This window comes from Micromonospora sp. NPDC003241 (genome assembly GCF_053589795.1).
Map to the genome: position 1 here is coordinate 51,120 of NZ_JBSFSO010000009.1, position 16,905 is coordinate 68,024.

A 16,905-nucleotide genomic window follows, 5' to 3' on the forward strand; every position below is an offset into this window, starting at 1 on the left:
ACGTGGACGAGCGGAGCGAGGAGGCGGCGTGAACCCGCTGCGCGACCCGCAGGACCGGCGGCTGCCGCGGATCCCGGAGCCCTGCGCTCTGGTGATCTTCGGAGTCACCGGTGACCTGGCCCAGAAGAAGCTGCTGCCCGCGGTCTACGACCTCGCCAACCGGGGGTTGCTGCCGCCCGGTTTCGTGGTCGTCGGCTTCGCCCGGCGGGACTGGCGCGACGGCGACTTCGCGTCGCTGGCCCGCGAGGCGGCCAAGACACACGCCCGCACCCCGTGGCGGGAGGAGGTCTGGTCGCGGCTGGAGCACAACATCAAGTTCGTCGGCGGCTCGTTCGACGACGACACCGCGTTCGACAACCTCGCCTCCTGCCTGGAGGGGCTGCGCGACAGCCACGGCATCCACGGCAACGCGGCGTTCTACTTCTCCATCCCCCCGGCCGCCTTCCCGGTGGTGCTCAAGCAACTCGCCCGCACCGGCATGGCCGACAACGAGAAGTGCGGCGGCTGGCGGCGGGTCGTGGTGGAGAAGCCGTTCGGGCACGACCTGCCCTCGGCCAAGGCCCTCAACGACCTGGTCGACGACGTGTTCACCCGGCAGGACGTCTTCCGCATCGACCATTACCTGGGCAAGGAGACGGTCCAGAACATCCTCGCCCTGCGGTTCGCGAACAGCCTCTTCGAGCCACTGTGGAACTCGCAGTACGTCGACTCGGTGCAGATCACCATGGCCGAGGACGTCGGCATCGGCTCGCGGGCCGGGTTCTACGACTCCGTCGGCACCGCTCGCGACGTGCTCCAGAACCACCTGCTGCAACTGCTCGCCCTGGTCGCGATGGAGGAGCCGACCAGCTTCGACGCCGACGAGATCCGGGCCGAGAAGCTGAAGGTGCTCAAGGCGATCACCCTGCCGCACGACGTCGCCGACGGCACCGTACGCGGGCAGTACCTGCCCGGCTGGGTCGGCGGCCAGCGGGCCAAGGGGTACCTGGAGGAGGACGGCGTCCCGCAGACCTCGACCACCGAGACGTACGTCGCGGTGCGGCTGGGCATCCAGAACCGCCGCTGGGCCGAGGTGCCGTTCTACATCCGCGCCGGCAAGCGGCTGCCCCGACGGGTCACCGAGGTCGCGGTGATGTTCAAGCGGGCCCCGCACCTGCCGTTCAACCCGGCCGACATGGAGATGCTCGGCAACAACCAGCTCGTCATCCGGGTCCAGCCGGACGAGGGCGTGGTGCTCAAGTTCGGTTCCAAGGTGCCGGGGACCACGATGGAGGTCCGCGACATCGCGATGGACTTCCAGTACGGCGAGGCGTTCACCGAGTCCAGCCCCGAGGCGTACGAACGCCTGGTCCTGGACGTGCTGATCGGCGACCGCACGCTGTTCCCCGACGCTGCCGAGGTGGAACAGAGCTGGGCGGTGGTGGACCCGCTGGTGGAGGCATGGGAGGGCAGCAAGCCCGAGCCCTACCGGTCCGGTGAGTGGGGTCCCCGGGCCGCCGACGAGATGCTGGCCCGCGAAGGCCGCGCCTGGCGGCGGGCGTGACCGGGTACCGCGAGCGAACCAGGAGGCTCCGTTGATCGGATTGTGGGACACCACCGGCAACGAGGTGGTGAAGGCGCTCGCCGCCGAACGACGTAGTGCCGGTGGCGTGGCCAGCGGCATGGCCCTGACCCTGATCGTGGTGGTGGACGAGAAGCGGGTCCGCGACGCGGAGGCGGCGGCCACCATCGCCGCCGCCGCACACCCGTGCCGGCTGCTGGTGGTGGTCCGCTCCGACGTCGACCGCGACCGCAACCGCCTCGACGCCGAGATCGTCGTCGGCGGTCGGCTGGGCCCGTGCGAGGCCGTGGTGATGCGGATGTACGGCCGGCTGGCGCTGCACGCCGAGTCGGTCGTGATGCCGCTGCTGGTGCCGGACGTACCGGTGGTCACCTGGTGGCACGGGGAGCCGCCGGACGAGATCGCCACCGACTTCCTCGGCGTGGTCGCCGATCGGCGGATCACCGACTCCGCCCAGGCCCCCGACCCGATCGAGGCGCTGCGGCTGCGGGCCCGCGACTACGCCCCCGGCGACACCGACCTCGCCTGGACCCGGATCACCCCGTGGCGCACCCTGGTCGCGGGGGCGTTCGACACCACCGAGGCGCAGCTCACCGAGGCCGCGGTGGTCGCACCGCCGACCGACCCGACGGCCGCGCTGATGCGCGGCTGGCTGCGCGGCCGACTGGGCATCAAGCCGCGCTGGGAGCGGACCAAGGAGTTCCCCCGGATGCGCGAGGTGCAACTTCGTTGCGCCAACGGCGACGAGTTGACGCTGACCCGGGACGACAGCATGGCCGTCTTCCGGCGGACCGGCCAGGAGGACCGGGTGCTGCCGCTGGTACGCCGGCCGCTCGGCGACGAGTTGGCCGAGGAGCTGCGCCGGCTCGGCCCCGACCAGTTGTACGCCGAGGCGCTCGGCGCCTTCGCCGGGCTGACCAACCTGGACCGGCGCGCCAGCCAGCGGGTGCACGTCTGGAAGGACCCGAGCACCGCGCAGCGCGCCGAGGCGGGCGTCACCGCGCACAGCTCCACCAGCACCGGTTCCTGACCGTCCGGCCCGGGAACCCCACGACACCGACCGCCGCGCGGTCGCGGAAGGACAGCATGACTGAGGCGAGTGTCGCCGTACACGCCGACGCGGATCTGCTGGCGCAGGCGGTCGCGGCGCGGTTGGTGGTGAAGCTGCTCGACGCCCAGGCCGAACGGGGCCAGGCGGCGGTGGTGCTCACCGGCGGGCGGATCGCGGCGGCGGTCTACCGGGCGGTCGGTGCCCTGCCGGCCAAGGACGCGGTGGACTGGTCCCGGGTCGACTTCTGGTGGGGCGACGAACGGTTCCTGCCGGCCGGCGACCCGGACCGCAACGAGACGCAGGCCCGCGCCGCGCTGCTCGACGCGCTGCCGGTCGACCCGGACCGGATCCACCCGATGCCGTCCTCGGACGCGGGCGCCGACCCGGAGGAGGCCGCCGCCCGCTACGCGGCCGAGCTGGCCCGGGCCGCCCGGCCCGGCACCGCCGTCCTGCCCCACTTCGACGTGCTGATGCTCGGTGTGGGCGAGGACGGGCACGTCGCCTCGGTCTTCCCCGAGCACCCGGTGCACTACGAGAGCCGTCCGGTCAGCGCGGTGCGGGGCAGCCCCAAGCCGCCGCCGGTGCGGATCACCCTGACCCTGCCGACCATCAACACCGCCGAGGAGGTCTGGTTGGTGGCCGGTGGTTCCGACAAGGCCCAGGCGGTCGGTATGGCGCTGGCCGGTGCCGGGCCGGTGCAGGTGCCGGCGGCCGGTGTCCAGGGCACCAGCCGCACTCTCTGGCTGCTGGACCGCGCCGCTGCCGCCGACCTCCCCGCCCGCTTCCGCAGCCTGCGCTGACGCGATGTAAGGAAGGGTCCCCTGCTAACGCCTGGTGCATAGCAGGGGACCCTTCCTAACACTTTCAGCGCGAGCCCCGTGCCTGCGGCAGGCAGCGGGATTCAGCGGGCGCCGCGTCGGCGACGCAGTGCCGCGAGGGCCTCGGCGAGGATCGCCTCCCCCTCCGCCTCGGTACGCCGCTCCTTCACGTACGCCAGGTGGCTCTTGTAGGGCTCGGCCCGCACCCGACCGGGCGGGTCGTGGGCGTCCGGACCGGCCGGCAGACCGCAACGCGGGCAGTCCCAGGTGGGCGGGGACTGCACCTCGGCCGCCAGCCGGATGTCGGTGCGGTGCCCGTTGCGGCACCAGTAGCTCACCGAGCGGCACGGGACCGGCTGATGGCGTTCGGGATGGCGTGGGGGCGCGGACCCGACCCGGGCGCCCCGGATGAATTGGCCGTTCGACACGGCGCTCGCTCCTGTCGTCGGAGGGGACCGCCGTCGAGGGGTGGACGGCGGGCGACGCGGTGCAGCGGGTGAAACGGACTGCGCGCGGCCCGTCGAGTGACGGACCGCGCGCAGATTGTACGACTGGAGAGGCCGCTCAGACCCCCGTGCCGACTTCGAGCCGGAGCCAGAGCCCGAGCCCGACGATGCAGGCGAACCAGACGATGCCCACCAGGACGGTGTAGCGGTCGAGGTTCTTCTCGGCGACCGACGACCCGGCCAGGCTGGAACTGACCCCACCGCCGAACATGCTGGACATCCCACCGCCCTTGCCCCGGTGCAGCAGAATCAGCAGGACGAGCAGAACGCTCGTGATGACCAGCAACACGATCAACGTGTAGGCGAACCAGATCGGCATGGCGGGGGTCAGTCCTCTCGTTACGATCCTCGCCCGGACAGGTCGGGCACGGCGGCACCGACCGGCGGACGGGCGGAGTCAAGGATAGCGAGCGATCAGCCGGTGATGTGCTCCGGGAACCGGCAGATCTTCGCGAACTCCTCGGCGTCCAGGCTGGCGCCGCCCACCAGGGCACCGTCCACGTCCGGCTGCGCCATGATCGCGGCCACGTTCGACGATTTCACCGAACCGCCGTAGAGCACCCTGACCTGGTCCGCGGTGGCCTGGTCGAAGGTCTTGGCGAGCCGGGACCGCACCGCGCCGCACACCTCCTGGGCATCGTCCGGGGTCGCCGTCTTGCCGGTGCCGATCGCCCAGACCGGCTCGTACGCGACCACGACCTTGGTGACCTGCTCGGCGGTGAGCCCCTTGAGGGCCGCGTCGAGCTGGTCGGCGCAGTGCGCCACGTGCCCGCCCTGCTCGCGGACGTCCAGCCCCTCCCCCACGCAGAGGATCGGGGTGAGCCCGTTGGTCAGCGCGGCCTGCACCTTGGCGTTGACCAGCGCATCGTCCTCGTTGTGGTAGGCACGCCGCTCGGAGTGCCCGATCACCACGTAGGTGCAGCCCAGCTTCGCCAGCATCGACCCGGCGATCTCACCGGTGTACGCGCCGGAGGCGTGCGCCGAGAGGTCCTGACCGCCGTAGCCGATGAGCAGCTTGTCGCCCTCCACCACGGTCTGCACCGTGCGCAGGTCGGTGAAGGGCGGCAGGACCACCGTCTCCACGTCGGTCAGCTGCTTCTCGGTGAGGCTGGCGGCCAGCTTCTGCACCAGCAGGTTCGCCTCGAGGTGGTTGAGGTTCATCTTCCAGTTGCCGGCCATCAGCGGCCGGCGGGGAGCACTTGCCATCAGTCAGTTCTCCAGGGCCGCGATGCCGGGGAGGGTCTTGCCCTCCAGGTACTCCAGGGAGGCGCCGCCGCCGGTGGAGATGTGGCCGAAGGACTTCTCGTCCAGGCCGAGCGACCGCACCGCCGCCGCCGAGTCGCCGCCACCGACCACGCTGAACGCCTCGGACTCGGCGATCGCCTCGGCGACCCCCCGGGTGCCGCCCGCGAACGCGGCCATCTCGAACACGCCCATCGGGCCGTTCCAGAAGATCGTCCGGGTGCCGGTACGCAGCGCGGCGGCGAAGCCGGCCACGGTCTCCGGACCGATGTCGAGCCCGACCCGGTGGCTGGGGATGCCGTCGGCGGGCACCACGTCGTGCGCGGCGTCCGGGGCGAAGGCGTCCGCGGCCACCACGTCGACCGGGAGCATGATCTTGCCCGCGCCGCGCTCCAGCAGGTTGCGGCAGGTCTCGACCATGTCCTTCTCGAGCAGCGAGGTACCCACCTCGTGGCCCTGCGCCTTGAGGAACGTGAAGCACATGCCGCCACCGATGAGCAGCCGGTCCACGGTCGGCAGCAGCGCCTCGATCACGGCGAGCTTGTCGGAGACCTTGGAACCGCCCAGCACCACCACGTACGGCCGCTCCGGCGACTCGGTGAGCGTGGAGAGCACCTCCACCTCGCGCAGCACCAGGCGACCCGCGACGTGCGGCAACCGCGCCGGTACGTCGTACACACTGGCGTGCTTGCGGTGCACCGCACCGAACGCGTCGTCCACGTAGGCGTCGCCCAGCGCGGCGAGCTGGTCGGCGAAGGCACCGCGCTCGGCGTCGTCCTTGCTGGTCTCGCCCTTGTTGAAGCGCAGGTTCTCCAGCAACGCGACCTCGCCGTCGGCGAGCGCCGCCACGGTGGCCTGGGCCGACTCGCCGACCGTGTCGGTGGCGAAGTGCACCGGCGCGCCGAGCAGCTCACCGAGCCGGCCGGCGACCGGGGTGAGGCTGAACTGCGGGTCCGGCGCGCCCTTCGGGCGACCGAGGTGGGAGCAGACGACCACCTTCGCGCCGGCCGAGACCAGCGCGCCCAGCGTCGGCAGCACCGCGCGGATGCGACCGTCGTCCGTGATGGCCCCGGTCTGCTTGTCGAGCGGGACGTTCAGGTCGGCGCGCACCAGCACGCGCCGACCCGACACCCCCTCGGCGAGCAGGTCGTCGAGGTTGCGGATGGTCACAGAGCTACCCCTCCGTTCGTGACTGCGGGGCTCGCAAGCTCGCTCCTCGCACTCACAGGGACTTACCCACCAGCTTGACCAGGTCGACCAGACGGTTCGAGTAGCCCCACTCGTTGTCGTACCAGCCGACGACCTTGACCTGGTTGCCGATCACCTTGGTGAGCGGCGCGTCGAAGATGCAGGACGCCGGGTCGGTGACGATGTCGGCCGACACGATCGGGTCCTCGTTGTAGACCAGGATGCCCTTGAGCGGACCGTCGGCGGCAGCCTTCAGCGCGGCGTTGACCTCGTCCACCGTGGTCTCCCGACCGACGGTCACGGTGAGGTCGGTGGCCGAGCCGGTGGGGATCGGCACCCGCAGCGCGTACCCGTCCAGCTTGCCCTTGAGCTCCGGCAGCACCAGGCCGATCGCCTTCGCGGCGCCGGTCGAGGTCGGCACGATGTTCAGCGCGGCGGCCCGGGCCCGACGTAGGTCCGAGTGCGGCGCGTCCTGCAGGTTCTGGTCCTGCGTGTACGCGTGGATCGTGGTCATCAGACCCTGCTCGATGCCGAACGTGTCGTGCAGCACCTTCGCCATCGGCGCGAGGCAGTTGGTGGTGCAGGAGGCGTTCGAGATGATGGTGTGCTTGGCCGGGTCGTACTGGTCCTGGTTGACACCCATCACCACGGTGACGTCTTCGTTCTTGGCCGGCGCCGAGATGATGACCTTCTTGGCCCCGCCGTCGACGTGCGCCTTGGCCTTGGTGGCGTCGGTGAAGAAACCGGTCGACTCGATGACGACGTCGACGTTCAGGTCACCCCACGGCAGCGCGGCCGGGTCACGCTCGGCGTACGCCTTGATGGTCTTGCCACCGACGGTGATCTCGTCGGCGGTGGCCTTGACCTCGTGCGGGAGGCGACCCAGAATGCTGTCGTACTTGAGCAGGTGAGCGAGCGTCGCGTTGTCGGTCAGGTCGTTGACGGCCACGACCTCGACGTCAGCGCCGGACGCCAGCACTGCCCGAAAGAAGTTACGGCCGATACGGCCGAAGCCGTTGATGCCAACCCGGATGGTCACAGGTCCCATCTCCTCGCGTTCTGGTTCGCCGGCGTGGAGACCCTCGGCCGGCGAAGTGGTGTGCGCCGACCGTTGGAGCCGGCCGTTGACGGTTCATCTCGGCCACCCCGCCGCGGTCCGAGGGACCTGACCGCCCCGAGGCGGTGGGTACGGCGGGGAGCGCCGGTGCCGGCCCCCTTGCCGTACGCAGCGACCATATCCGAGCGCGGCGAGCCGCGCCGCGCCGGGTGGTTTCCCTCACCCGCGCCGCCGGACGCCGCACCGCCTCGACGACGCGCGGCGACGAGGGCGTGCCTCGCCGACCCGCCCGCGCCGGGACGACCCACCGTCCTATCAGACCACGAGCATGTCGGGCGTGACGGCCGCTTCGGTATCCGGGATGCCCAGGTCGCGGGCCCGCTTGTCGGCCAGCGCCAGCAGCCGGCGGATCCGCCCGGCGATGGCGTCCTTGGTCAACGGCGGGTCGGCCAGCGCGCCCAGCTCCTCCAGCGACGCCTGCCGGTGCTCCAGCCGCAGCCGGCCGGCCGAGGTCAGGTGCTCGGGCGCGTCGTCGGCGAGGATCTCCAGGGCCCGGGTCACCCGGGCGGCGGCAGCCACCGCCGCCCGCGCCGAACGCCGCAGGTTGGCATCGTCGAAGTTGGCCAGCCGATTCGCGGTGGCCCGCACCTCGCGGCGGACCCGACGCTCCTCCCAGGCCAGCACGCTGGAATGGGCACCGACCCGGGTCAGCAGCGCGGCGATCGCGTCACCGTCCTTGACCACCACCCGGTCGACGCCGCGCACCTCCCGCTGCTTGGCGGTGATGCCGATCCGGCGGGCGGCACCGACCAGCGCCAGCGCCGACTCCGGGCCCGGGCAGGTGATCTCCAACGCACTGGAACGGCCCGGCTCGGTCAGCGAGCCGTGCGCCATGAACGCCCCCCGCCACGCGGACACCGCGCAGCAGACGTTGGCGGCCACCACGTGCGGCGGCAGCCCCCGTACCGGCCGACCCCGCACGTCCAGCAGGCCGGTCTGTCGGGCCAGGGCCTCGCCGTCCTTGACCACCCGGACGATGAAGTGGCTGCCCTTGCGCAGCCCACCGGAGGCCAGTACATGGATCTCGCTCGAGTAGCCGTAGACCTCGGCGATCTCCCGCCGCAACCGACGGGCCACCGCGCCGGTGTCGAGTTCAGCCTCCACCACCACCCGCCCGGAGACGATGTGCAGCCCACCGGCGAACCGCAGCAGCGCGGCCATCTCCGCCCGCCGGCAGCAGGGCTTGGGCACGTCGACCCGACTCAGCTCGTCCTTGACCGCAGCCGTCATCGCCATTGTGCGTCCCCTCACGGACCCGTTCCGGCGTGTCGCCGGAGATTACGTACGTGTCTAACGATCGGCGCCCAGTACGGGCACCAGGGCGGCGCCCAGGGCGGCCGGATCATGCCGGGGAGTGCCGTCATCGACCGCGACGGGAGCGAGGACCAGTCGGGCTCCCAGGGATTCTGCCGCACGGTCGACCGGTTCGGGGGCACCGACCGCCTTGGCGTCGGCGAGCACCACGTCGACCGTCAACTCCGGCAGATACCAGCGCAGCGCCGCCAGGTGATCGGCGACGGAGAGGCCGAGGGTCTCCTTCTCGGCGGCCAGGTTGAGGGTGACCAGGCGGCGGGCCGGGCTGGCCAGGATCGCCGCGGCCAACTGCGGCACCAGCAGGTGCGGCAGGACACTCGTGTACCAGCTTCCCGGGCCGAAGATCAGCCAGTCGGCGGCACCGATCGCGGCGACCGCCTGCGGGCACGCCGCCGGGGCCTGCGGGGTCAGTCGCACCGACTCGACCCGGCCGGTGGTGACCGCCACCTGGTGCTGGCCGCGTACCGTGCACACCTCGTCCGGGCGGCCGGGGTCCGCGGCGCGTACCCGGGCCTCGATGTCGACCGGCTCGCAGGACATCGGCAGCACCCGCCCGACCGTGCCGAGCATCGCCCCGGCGTGCTCCAGGGCTGCCACCGGGTCGCCGAGCTGCTCCATCAACCCGGCGATCACCAGGTTGCCCACCGCGTGCCCACCCAGCCCGTCGCCTTTGCCGGGCAGGCCGCGCGTCGCCGGGCCGAACCGGTGCTGGAACAGCCCGGCGCTGCGCCGGGTCGCCGGATGGTCGCCGGCCAGCGCGACCAGGGCCTGCCGGAGGTCACCGGGGGGCAGCCCGCCCCGCTCGGCGCGCAGCCGCCCACTGGAGCCGCCGTCGTCGCCGACGGTCACCACCGCCGTGATGTCGAGATCGAGTCCGGGGGCGCAGCGACGTAACGCCCGTAACGACACGGACAGGCCGTGCCCGCCCCCGAAGGCCACCACCCGGAGCGTCATTCCCGCCCCAGATCCCGGTGCTGTGCGTTGGCGGCCAGCCCGGCACGACGCAGCCGGGCCGCCAGCTCCTCGGCGATCGCCACACTGCGGTGCTTGCCGCCGGTGCAGCCGATCGCCACGGTCAGGTACCGCTTGCCCTCCCGCTCGAACCCCGAGGTGGTGGCGCCGACCAGGTCCGCGTACCCGTCGACGAACGCGTCGGCGCCGGCCTGGCTCAGCACGTACGCGCTGACCGCCTCCTCCCGACCGGTGTGCTCCCGCAGTTCGGGCACCCAGAACGGGTTGGGCAGGAACCGGGCGTCCATCACGAAGTCGGCGTCCGGCGGCAGGCCGTACTTGAAGCCGAAGGAGATCACGGTCAGTCGCAGCCGCCGGGCGTCCTCCGCGCCGAACAGCTCCTCGACGCGACGGCGGAGCTGGTTGACGTTGAGGTGGCTGGTGTCGATGATCACGTCGGCCTGGTCACGGGCCTCCTCCAGCAGTCCCCGCTCGACGGCGATACCGTCGGCGAGCCGTCCGTCGCCCTGCAACGGATGCGAGCGCCGCACGCTCTCGAAGCGCCGGATCAGCACCTCGTCGTCGGCGTCGACGAAGACCACCCGGGGGGCGTAGCCACGCTCCTTCAACTCCCGGATCGCCTCGGCCAGGTCGGTGGAGAAGGCACGCGAGCGCACGTCCAGCACCATCGCCGTACGCCGGGCCGCCCCACCGGCCTTCACCGCCAGCTCGGCCATGTCCAGCAACAGCGCCTGCGGCAGGTTGTCCACCACGTAGAAGCCGACGTTCTCCAGGGCCCGGGCCACGGTGCTGCGCCCGCCACCGGAGAGGCCGGTGACCACGACCAGGGTGGTGTCCGTCTCGCCGGCCACCATCCCGGACTCACCGGGTACGCCGCCGTGGTGACCGGTCGTGTGCGCCTCGCCCACCCATCAACCCCCAAAGCCGTGGCGCCGCGGTCGGAGCCGACCGGGCATGGTCAAGCGCCGACTCTAGCTCGCCGCTCCCGGCCCGACGGAGCGCACCGCCGCACCCACACCCTCGATGGGCTGCGAGCGTAAGGAGGGGTCCCCTGCTATACACCAGGCGTTAGAAAGGGTCCCTTCCTAACACGGCTCGTGTCGGCTGACTGACGGCGCGTGACGCCCGAGGCCGTTATCCTCCGGAAATGGGGAGGCACGGGGCGCGGCTGCGCTGGGTGGTGGCCCTTGTCTCGGTCACGATCGCGGTGCTGGCCACGGTGGATCGATTCGTCGAACGCGAACGTGAGTGGGCACACGGCGGCGACCAGGTCGCGGTGACCGTCGAGGCCCGTCTGCCGGAGCCGGACCGGGTGGGGCGCACCGCCGCCGCGCTCGGCTGGCCACACGCGACCCATCGGGTCCACGGCGATCCCGACCGGCAGTCGGTGGTGCTGCGACTGCGCTGGTCCGGGCCGCCACGCAAGGGCTCCTACCAGGTCATGCTGCTCGACGACCGGCAATCACCGCCTCGGGTGCTGCGCCCCGAGGGCGGCTCCGACGCCGCCGGGGACGCCGGATTCGGCTGGTCCACCGAGTACGAGGTGCTGGCCGCCCGCTACGACTGGCTGGCCGACACCGCCGCCCGCGAGGAGTCCGACGGTACGCAGGGAAGCGCACCGCACGTCGGCGCTATCGGCACTCGCGCGATCGGCGACGGCAGCCTGATCGCGGTCTTCCGCCTCGATCCCGGGGCGCTGCCGCTGGACGACCCGTCTCCCCTGGTGGTGGCCTTCTGCTACGTCGACGCCGACGGCGAGGTGCGCTGGGCCAAGCGCATCCCGGTCCCACCGACCTACTGACCGACTCGATCGACCTACGGGCCTCGTCGCGTAGGTCCGTAGAATCCGCAGGTGGCCTCGCTGCATCTCTCGCCGATTTTCACCAAGATCACGAACGCGACTAGTTCGCGCCACTAGAGGCCCCGCCGGCTACGGAGCATCCCTGCCCCTGGTCAGCGGCGACGCAGTGCCTTGACCCGGTCGCGGCCCAAGATGCCGAGATAGTCCCACGGCTCGTCGAGACAGGAGTCCACCTCGGCCGCCTTGATGATCTCGGTCAGCCGGGCGGCCAGCTCGTCGGGGTCCGGCTGCGCCTGCTCGCAGAGCTGGATGTGGGCGGCCCGCAGCGCGCCGCCGATCTCGGCCGGTTCCTCCTCGTAGGTTTCCCAGGCGTCGTAGAGGTAGCCGGCAAGGCCGTCCCACGCGCGGGCCGCCCGCTCGACCACCAGCAGCGTCTCAAGGCTCGCCGGGCGCTCGGCCAGCACCCGCACTTCCTCGACGATCGCCCGGCCGGCCTTTTCCACGTCGTGCAGGTCCCAACGATTGCCGCTGGTCGCCTCGTGGGCCAGGTTGTCGATGGTCCGGCGCAGATCGGCCAGTTCGGCGTCGGTGGGCGGCGCCAGCAGCCCGGCGTACGCCAGCAGCCTGGACGCCAACACGCGGTCCGTGGCCGCCCACTCGGCGAGCAGCAACGCCAGCCGCCGGGCCGGAATGGTGCTCGCCACCTCGGCCAGCTCCGCGACCCGGGGATCGACCTCCGTGGCCGACGGCGGCGTGGCCAGCGAGGACCACGCGAATCCATTCTCCAAAGCGGCCTCGGCGAGCGCCACCGCGTGGGCGCACAACTCCTCCGACATCGGGCAGCCGCACTCGACAGTGAAGCCGTCGGCTGTGATCCCCACCCAGACCTCGTAGGGCGGCTGACCAGCCCCACGGAAGGTGCAGGACGCTCCCCCGCCGACCGGAACGATCACGTCCGGTTGACCGGCCACCCGAAGCTTGTCCGCCGCGCCGCATGCCACGGACCCGGCCGCGTTCCGCAGGGAGTCGATATCGATACGTACCGCCATCCGGCCATCTAACCGGGCGCGGGTGACGCCGCCGGCATCGGGTGGGGAAAGCTGGCCGGCTCAGCCGGGCTGGCCGCCTCGCAGCCCGGTTACGAACGACGACCAGGCATCCCGACCGAAGCGCAACACCGGCCCCGTCGGATCCTTGGAGTCCCGTATTGCCAGCGCCCGATCCAACTCAGCCACCTCCACGCAGTTTGAATCGTTCGCGCCGCTCCGGCTGCTCTTCCGCCAGTGAGTTAATGCCAGATCCGAGGGAGTCATCGGTAACGCTCCAAGGGGGCGGGGCTCAGTCCGGAACCTCGGCAGCTACCTGGGCGAGGAAATCCGCGGAGTGGTCAGGGTCGAGTGCCTTGGCCCGAAGGTGGTCGAACATGAGTCTATAGCGGTTCACCTGACGATCCTCCTCCAGCAGAAGGGTGCTGGTGTCGTTGCTGAGATAGACCACAGTCGGGTCCAGCAGCAGATCGGCGTAGCCAAGCAGCGTGAACGCCCCGCCCATGGCAGCATGTGCTCCGGCTCCGAACGGCAGAACCTGGATCTCCACAGTCGGCAACTCGCACGCCTCGACCAGGCGCTGGAGCTGAGCACGCATCACTCGATGCCCGCCAACAACTCGGCGAACGGCCGCTTCGTCCAATACGATCCAGAGCGCTGGCGGCTCATCTCGGGACAACAGCGCTTTACGGGCGAGCCTCGCTGCCACGACTCGATCGACTTCATCCTGGTCGGCGGTGCTGCGGCCCGCTTTGACGATTGCGCGGACGTACTCCTCGGTCTGCAACAGGCCCGGCACGTAGAGGCTCTCGAAGGTGCTGATCGAGGTGGCCTCGGCCTCGAAACCCACGTAGTCGTCCGGCAGCACGTCGCCGTATGCACTCCACCAGCCCTTTTGGCGGGCCTGACGGTGCAGTGTGGTCAGCTCCTCCCGCTCCTCCTCGGTGGCGTCGTAGAGGTCGAGCAGCGACTGCATGTCCTTGACCATCACCCGCGAGTGTCCGACCTCGAATCGGATGACCTTCGTTCGATGCCAGCCGAGTTGCTTGGCCACCTCCTCAGCGGTGCGACCTGTCCGATCACGAAGACGACGCAGTTCCCGTCGAAGGCGACGGGCTCGGATCGTCGGGCTCGGCACCTGCGCCATCCTCAAACCTCCACTCAGAGTCACCGATTCTCGGCCAGGAAGCAAGATCGAATCAAGTCGGCGCTATTTAAAATCCGACGTTGCATTTCCATCCGCCATCGCCCAGTCTGCAAGTAACGACTCCACTACCAAGAGACGGGAGAGACATGACTGACAACCGATCGTCGCGGTGGGGGCGGTGGACCTCAGGGCCCAGCGGGTTCCAGGAAGAGTTGTCCGCCGTACTCGATGGGGCTGACGTGTCCGAGCGTCAGCGGGCCGCCATCGCGCACGCGCTGACCAGGCCGAGCGCCCTCTCGTCGTACGTCGATGCGCTTGTCGACCGCTACACGACGGAGCGCGAGCGGCGGTCGGATGGCCCGTCGCCCACCAACGCGGGCCGTTTCCCCCGCCGCTGGACGCTGCACCTGACATACCTTGCCGTCGACCCGCAGGAGGCCCGGGAACAGGCGGTCGTCTACACGGAGGGTCTGACGATCCTCCGGCCCGAACTGCCGGCCGGTGCCGCGCTGCTGTCCCGGGCCGATGCCTGGAACCACGTCGAGCCGGTCTTCTGCGGTCGGATCGGCCCGGACAACGAGATCTGCATGGACGTCACGGGGCATCCCGGCTTCCATCGTGCGGCCGGAGTCGGCGGACTCTGCTGGGGTGACGGCGACGACGACGCGACGGCACGGTGACCGGACAGGTCACCAGGCCCGGCACGGTGGGTGGCGGGGCCTTACGGTCGGCCGTCCCCGGTGCGCGTTCCGCTACGGCGTCAGCCATGCTGGCACCGTCCCTCAACCCCTGCTCGGCATGCTCTTCGTCGGTCCGGCAGCCGAACGTCGCTTCGGCCACCGCCACTTCATGGAGATGCTCTCCGTCTTCACCGCACCGCCACAGTTCACCGTCCTGGCCGGGCGGACGGAACTGGGCCGGGTTGATCCGGTTCTGCTCACCGAGGAAACCACCGGCCCACGCCGGCTCCTCCTCGCGGGCCTCACGTTTGGCGCTGCGCTACCACCGCGACTGGCCCAGGCGACATTGGCCGCCCGGCTGGCCGACCTTCCGGGTGCTCGGGCAGTCCTGGCCATGCCCACACAGTTCAGGAGTTCGCTGGCATAGCTCCCGCCGTCGTCGGGTGCGGATCGTAGACTCCTCGGATGGTCTCCCCCGCCGACGTGAGCGTCACCGACCTGGCCACCTCCGACGCGCCTGTCGCCGAGAAGGTGACAGCGGCGCTCGACGTGCTGCGCCGGGTCTTCGGGTACGACGCGTTCCGTGGCTTCCAGCAGGAGGTCATCGAGCACGTGGCGGCCGGCGGTGACGCGCTGGTGCTGATGCCGACCGGTGGCGGCAAGTCGCTGTGCTACCAGATCCCGGCGCTGGTCCGGGACGGCGTCGCTGTGGTGATCTCGCCGTTGATCGCGTTGATGCAGGACCAGGTCGACGCGTTGACCGCCGTCGGGGTACGCGCCGGTTTCCTGAACTCCACGCTGGATCTGGACACCCGTCGGCTGGTCGAGGCGGAATTCGTCGCCGGGGAGATCGACCTGCTCTATCTCGCCCCGGAGGCGCTGGCCAGTCGTTCCACGCTGAGCCTGCTGGACCGGGGGCGGATCAGCCTGTTCGCCATCGACGAGGCGCACTGCGTGTCGCAGTGGGGCCACGACTTCCGGCCGGACTACCTCAACCTGTCGATGGTGCACGAGCGGTGGCCGGGCGTACCCCGGATCGCGCTGACCGCCACCGCGACCAGCGCCACCCGTACGGAGATCGCCACCCGACTCAACCTGACCGAGGCGCGGCACTTCGTGGCCAGCTTCGACCGGCCCAACATCCAGTACCGGATCGTGCCGAAGCGGGAGGCACGCAAGCAACTGCTCGCCCTGCTGCGCGACGAGCACCCGAGCGAGGCCGGCATCGTCTACTGCCTGTCGCGCGCCTCGGTGGAGAAGACGGCCGAGTTCCTCACCGCCAACGGTGTCGACGCGCTGCCGTACCACGCCGGTCTGGACGCGGCGACCCGCGCCGCCAACCAACAGCGGTTCCTGCGCGCCGACGGTGTGGTGATGGTGGCGACGATCGCCTTCGGCATGGGCATCGACAAGCCGGACGTCCGCTTCGTCGCCCACCTCGACCTGCCCAAGTCGGTCGAGGGTTACTACCAGGAGACCGGACGCGCCGGCCGGGACGGGCTGCCGTCGACCGCCTGGCTGGCGTACGGGCTCCAGGACGTCGTCCAGCAACGCAAGATGATCGACACCTCCGAGGGCGACCTGGCCCACCGGCGTAACCTCGCCGCGCACCTCGACGCGATGCTGGCGCTCTGCGAGACGGTCCGCTGCCGACGGGTGCAGTTGCTCGACTACTTCGGGCAGCGCCTGGACGGCACCTGCGGCAACTGCGACACCTGCCTGGCCCCGCCGGAGTCCTGGGACGGCACAGTGGCCGCGCAGAAGCTGCTCTCCACGGTGTTCCGGCTGGACCGGGAACGCAACCAGCGGTTCGGCGCCGGGCACTGCGTCGACATCCTGCTGGGTAAGAGCACCGACAAGATCGTCCAGCACCGGCACGACTCACTCACCGTCTTCGGCATCGGCGACGATCTGAGCGAGGCGGAGTGGCGGGGCGTGGTGCGCCAGTTGCTCGCCGAGGGCCTGCTCGCCGTCGAGGGCGACTACGGCACCCTGGCACTCACCGACGCCAGCGCCGAGGTGCTCGGCCGCCGACGTACCGTGATGATGCGCCGGGAGCCGGCCCGCCCGGCGAAGGTGGCCAAGCCGCGGGGCGCGGCCACCGTGGTCGCGGAACTGCCGGCCGAGGCAGCCGGTACGTTCGAGCGCCTACGCGCCTGGCGGGCGGCCTCCGCGAAGGAGCAGGGCGTACCCGCCTACGTCATCTTCCACGACGCCACGTTGCGGCAGATCGCCGCCGACGCCCCGTCGTCGCTGGCCGAGCTGTCGCGGATCAGCGGTGTCGGCGAGAACAAGTTGGCGAAGTACGGCGAGCAGATCCTCGGGGTGCTCACCGACACGGCCTGACCCGCCGCCCGCCCGCTGTTCACGCGCCTGCTGTTCGACAGTCGGCCGGAGCGGTGACTCTGGCCTGCCTGGCGTGCGGCAGCTTCTCCTCCCTGACCAGGTCGGCGCCTTTCGAG

Annotated in this window: 18 protein-coding genes; 7 read left to right on the forward strand and 11 right to left on the reverse strand. The window is 71.0% G+C overall.

Going from position 1 to position 16,905, the window contains the following annotated elements; all coding sequences use genetic code 11:
- The first annotated feature begins 28 nt into the window (after positions 1 to 28).
- From zwf to pgl, 3 genes are read left to right on the forward strand one after another with little or no spacing between them, the layout of a single operon-like run.
- Positions 29 to 1,543 (forward strand): glucose-6-phosphate dehydrogenase, encoded by a 1,515-nt coding sequence (gene zwf, locus ACWDVW_RS10195; RefSeq protein WP_350696542.1) that lies wholly within the window; start codon positions 29 to 31, stop codon positions 1,541 to 1,543.
- Between the two features lie 31 nt (positions 1,544 to 1,574).
- Positions 1,575 to 2,591: a glucose-6-phosphate dehydrogenase assembly protein OpcA gene (locus ACWDVW_RS10200; RefSeq protein WP_449946600.1), complete on the forward strand. Its 1,017-nt coding sequence runs from the start codon at positions 1,575 to 1,577 to the stop codon at positions 2,589 to 2,591.
- A 56-nt stretch (positions 2,592 to 2,647) separates the two neighbouring features.
- Positions 2,648 to 3,412, forward strand: coding sequence for a 6-phosphogluconolactonase (pgl, locus tag ACWDVW_RS10205; protein WP_449946601.1), 765 nt, complete (start codon positions 2,648 to 2,650; stop codon positions 3,410 to 3,412).
- 101 nt (positions 3,413 to 3,513) lie between these two features.
- On the opposite strand, the gene ACWDVW_RS10210 is transcribed toward pgl, so the two are convergent.
- The 8 genes from ACWDVW_RS10210 to rapZ all read right to left on the reverse strand — a co-directional run bounded on the left by ACWDVW_RS10210 (position 3,514) and on the right by rapZ (position 10,623).
- Entirely contained in the window at positions 3,514 to 3,858 is a 345-nt protein-coding gene (locus ACWDVW_RS10210) for an RNA polymerase-binding protein RbpA (RefSeq protein ID WP_449946603.1), read from the reverse strand.
- A gap of 136 nt (positions 3,859 to 3,994) precedes the next feature.
- Positions 3,995 to 4,255: a preprotein translocase subunit SecG gene (gene secG / locus ACWDVW_RS10215; RefSeq protein ID WP_131052175.1), complete on the reverse strand. Its 261-nt coding sequence runs from the start codon at positions 4,253 to 4,255 to the stop codon at positions 3,995 to 3,997.
- A 95-nt stretch (positions 4,256 to 4,350) separates the two neighbouring features.
- A complete protein-coding gene (gene tpiA / locus ACWDVW_RS10220) occupies positions 4,351 to 5,142 on the reverse strand; it encodes a triose-phosphate isomerase (RefSeq protein WP_449946605.1) in 792 nt (263 codons plus the stop codon).
- 3 nt (positions 5,143 to 5,145) lie between these two features.
- The gene (locus ACWDVW_RS10225; protein ID WP_396742901.1) at positions 5,146 to 6,348 is read right to left on the reverse strand and encodes a phosphoglycerate kinase; all 1,203 of its coding nucleotides are present in this window, start codon (positions 6,346 to 6,348) and stop codon (positions 5,146 to 5,148) included.
- 52 nt (positions 6,349 to 6,400) lie between these two features.
- Positions 6,401 to 7,405 (reverse strand): type I glyceraldehyde-3-phosphate dehydrogenase, encoded by a 1,005-nt coding sequence (gene gap, locus ACWDVW_RS10230; RefSeq protein WP_350696533.1) that lies wholly within the window; start codon positions 7,403 to 7,405, stop codon positions 6,401 to 6,403.
- 333 nt (positions 7,406 to 7,738) lie between these two features.
- Entirely contained in the window at positions 7,739 to 8,719 is a 981-nt protein-coding gene (whiA, locus tag ACWDVW_RS10235; RefSeq protein WP_350696532.1) for a DNA-binding protein WhiA, read from the reverse strand.
- Positions 8,720 to 8,773: 54 nt separating this feature from the next.
- Complete coding sequence (locus ACWDVW_RS10240) at positions 8,774 to 9,751, reverse strand: gluconeogenesis factor YvcK family protein (protein WP_449946608.1); 978 nt, start codon at positions 9,749 to 9,751, stop codon at positions 8,774 to 8,776.
- Entirely contained in the window at positions 9,748 to 10,623 is an 876-nt protein-coding gene (rapZ, locus tag ACWDVW_RS10245; RefSeq protein ID WP_449946803.1) for an RNase adapter RapZ, read from the reverse strand. The genes ACWDVW_RS10240 and rapZ overlap by 4 nt, the downstream gene beginning before the upstream one ends.
- 293 nt (positions 10,624 to 10,916) lie before the next feature.
- Between rapZ and ACWDVW_RS10250 the strand changes: the two genes are divergently transcribed.
- A complete protein-coding gene (locus tag ACWDVW_RS10250; protein ID WP_449946609.1) occupies positions 10,917 to 11,570 on the forward strand; it encodes a hypothetical protein in 654 nt (217 codons plus the stop codon).
- A 152-nt stretch (positions 11,571 to 11,722) separates the two neighbouring features.
- Here the strand turns inward: ACWDVW_RS10250 and ACWDVW_RS10255 are convergent, their stop codons facing one another.
- From ACWDVW_RS10255 to ACWDVW_RS10265, 3 genes are all read right to left on the reverse strand, one after another.
- On the reverse strand, positions 11,723 to 12,451 hold the full coding sequence (locus tag ACWDVW_RS10255; RefSeq protein ID WP_449946611.1) for a hypothetical protein: 729 nt from the start codon (positions 12,449 to 12,451) through the stop codon (positions 11,723 to 11,725).
- Between the two features lie 228 nt (positions 12,452 to 12,679).
- Complete coding sequence (locus ACWDVW_RS10260; RefSeq protein ID WP_449946612.1) at positions 12,680 to 12,883, reverse strand: DUF397 domain-containing protein; 204 nt, start codon at positions 12,881 to 12,883, stop codon at positions 12,680 to 12,682.
- 25 nt (positions 12,884 to 12,908) lie between these two features.
- Positions 12,909 to 13,763, reverse strand: a complete 855-nt coding sequence (locus ACWDVW_RS10265) for a DUF5753 domain-containing protein (RefSeq protein WP_449946614.1) — start codon at positions 13,761 to 13,763, stop codon at positions 12,909 to 12,911.
- A gap of 239 nt (positions 13,764 to 14,002) precedes the next feature.
- On the opposite strand from ACWDVW_RS10265, the gene ACWDVW_RS10270 reads away from it, so the two are divergent.
- The 3 genes from ACWDVW_RS10270 to recQ all read left to right on the forward strand — a co-directional run bounded on the left by ACWDVW_RS10270 (position 14,003) and on the right by recQ (position 16,789).
- Entirely contained in the window at positions 14,003 to 14,443 is a 441-nt protein-coding gene (locus ACWDVW_RS10270) for a hypothetical protein (RefSeq protein WP_449946615.1), read from the forward strand.
- Positions 14,444 to 14,561: 118 nt separating this feature from the next.
- Positions 14,562 to 14,870 (forward strand): hypothetical protein, encoded by a 309-nt coding sequence (locus ACWDVW_RS10275; RefSeq protein ID WP_449946616.1) that lies wholly within the window; start codon positions 14,562 to 14,564, stop codon positions 14,868 to 14,870.
- Between the two features lie 38 nt (positions 14,871 to 14,908).
- A complete protein-coding gene (gene recQ, locus ACWDVW_RS10280; RefSeq protein ID WP_449946618.1) occupies positions 14,909 to 16,789 on the forward strand; it encodes a DNA helicase RecQ in 1,881 nt (626 codons plus the stop codon).
- Positions 16,790 to 16,905: the final 116 nt, after the last annotated feature.

Bases quoted from the DNA above. Each gene is read 5' to 3' on its own strand.
- pgl (WP_449946601.1), top strand. From the start codon at position 2,648: ATGACTGAGGCGAGTGTCGCCGTACACGCCGACGCGGATCTGCTGGCG.
- secG (WP_131052175.1), bottom strand. From the start codon at position 4,255: ATGCCGATCTGGTTCGCCTACACGTTGATCGTGTTGCTGGTCATCACG.
- tpiA (WP_449946605.1), bottom strand. From the start codon at position 5,142: ATGGCAAGTGCTCCCCGCCGGCCGCTGATGGCCGGCAACTGGAAGATG.
- whiA (WP_350696532.1), bottom strand. From the start codon at position 8,719: ATGGCGATGACGGCTGCGGTCAAGGACGAGCTGAGTCGGGTCGACGTG.
- ACWDVW_RS10240 (WP_449946608.1), bottom strand. From the start codon at position 9,751: ATGACGCTCCGGGTGGTGGCCTTCGGGGGCGGGCACGGCCTGTCCGTG.
- rapZ (WP_449946803.1), bottom strand. From the start codon at position 10,623: ATGGTGGCCGGCGAGACGGACACCACCCTGGTCGTGGTCACCGGCCTC.
- ACWDVW_RS10250 (WP_449946609.1), top strand. From the start codon at position 10,917: ATGGGGAGGCACGGGGCGCGGCTGCGCTGGGTGGTGGCCCTTGTCTCG.
- ACWDVW_RS10260 (WP_449946612.1), bottom strand. From the start codon at position 12,883: ATGACTCCCTCGGATCTGGCATTAACTCACTGGCGGAAGAGCAGCCGG.
- ACWDVW_RS10265 (WP_449946614.1), bottom strand. From the start codon at position 13,763: ATGGCGCAGGTGCCGAGCCCGACGATCCGAGCCCGTCGCCTTCGACGG.
- ACWDVW_RS10275 (WP_449946616.1), top strand. From the start codon at position 14,562: ATGCTCTTCGTCGGTCCGGCAGCCGAACGTCGCTTCGGCCACCGCCAC.
- recQ (WP_449946618.1), top strand. From the start codon at position 14,909: ATGGTCTCCCCCGCCGACGTGAGCGTCACCGACCTGGCCACCTCCGAC.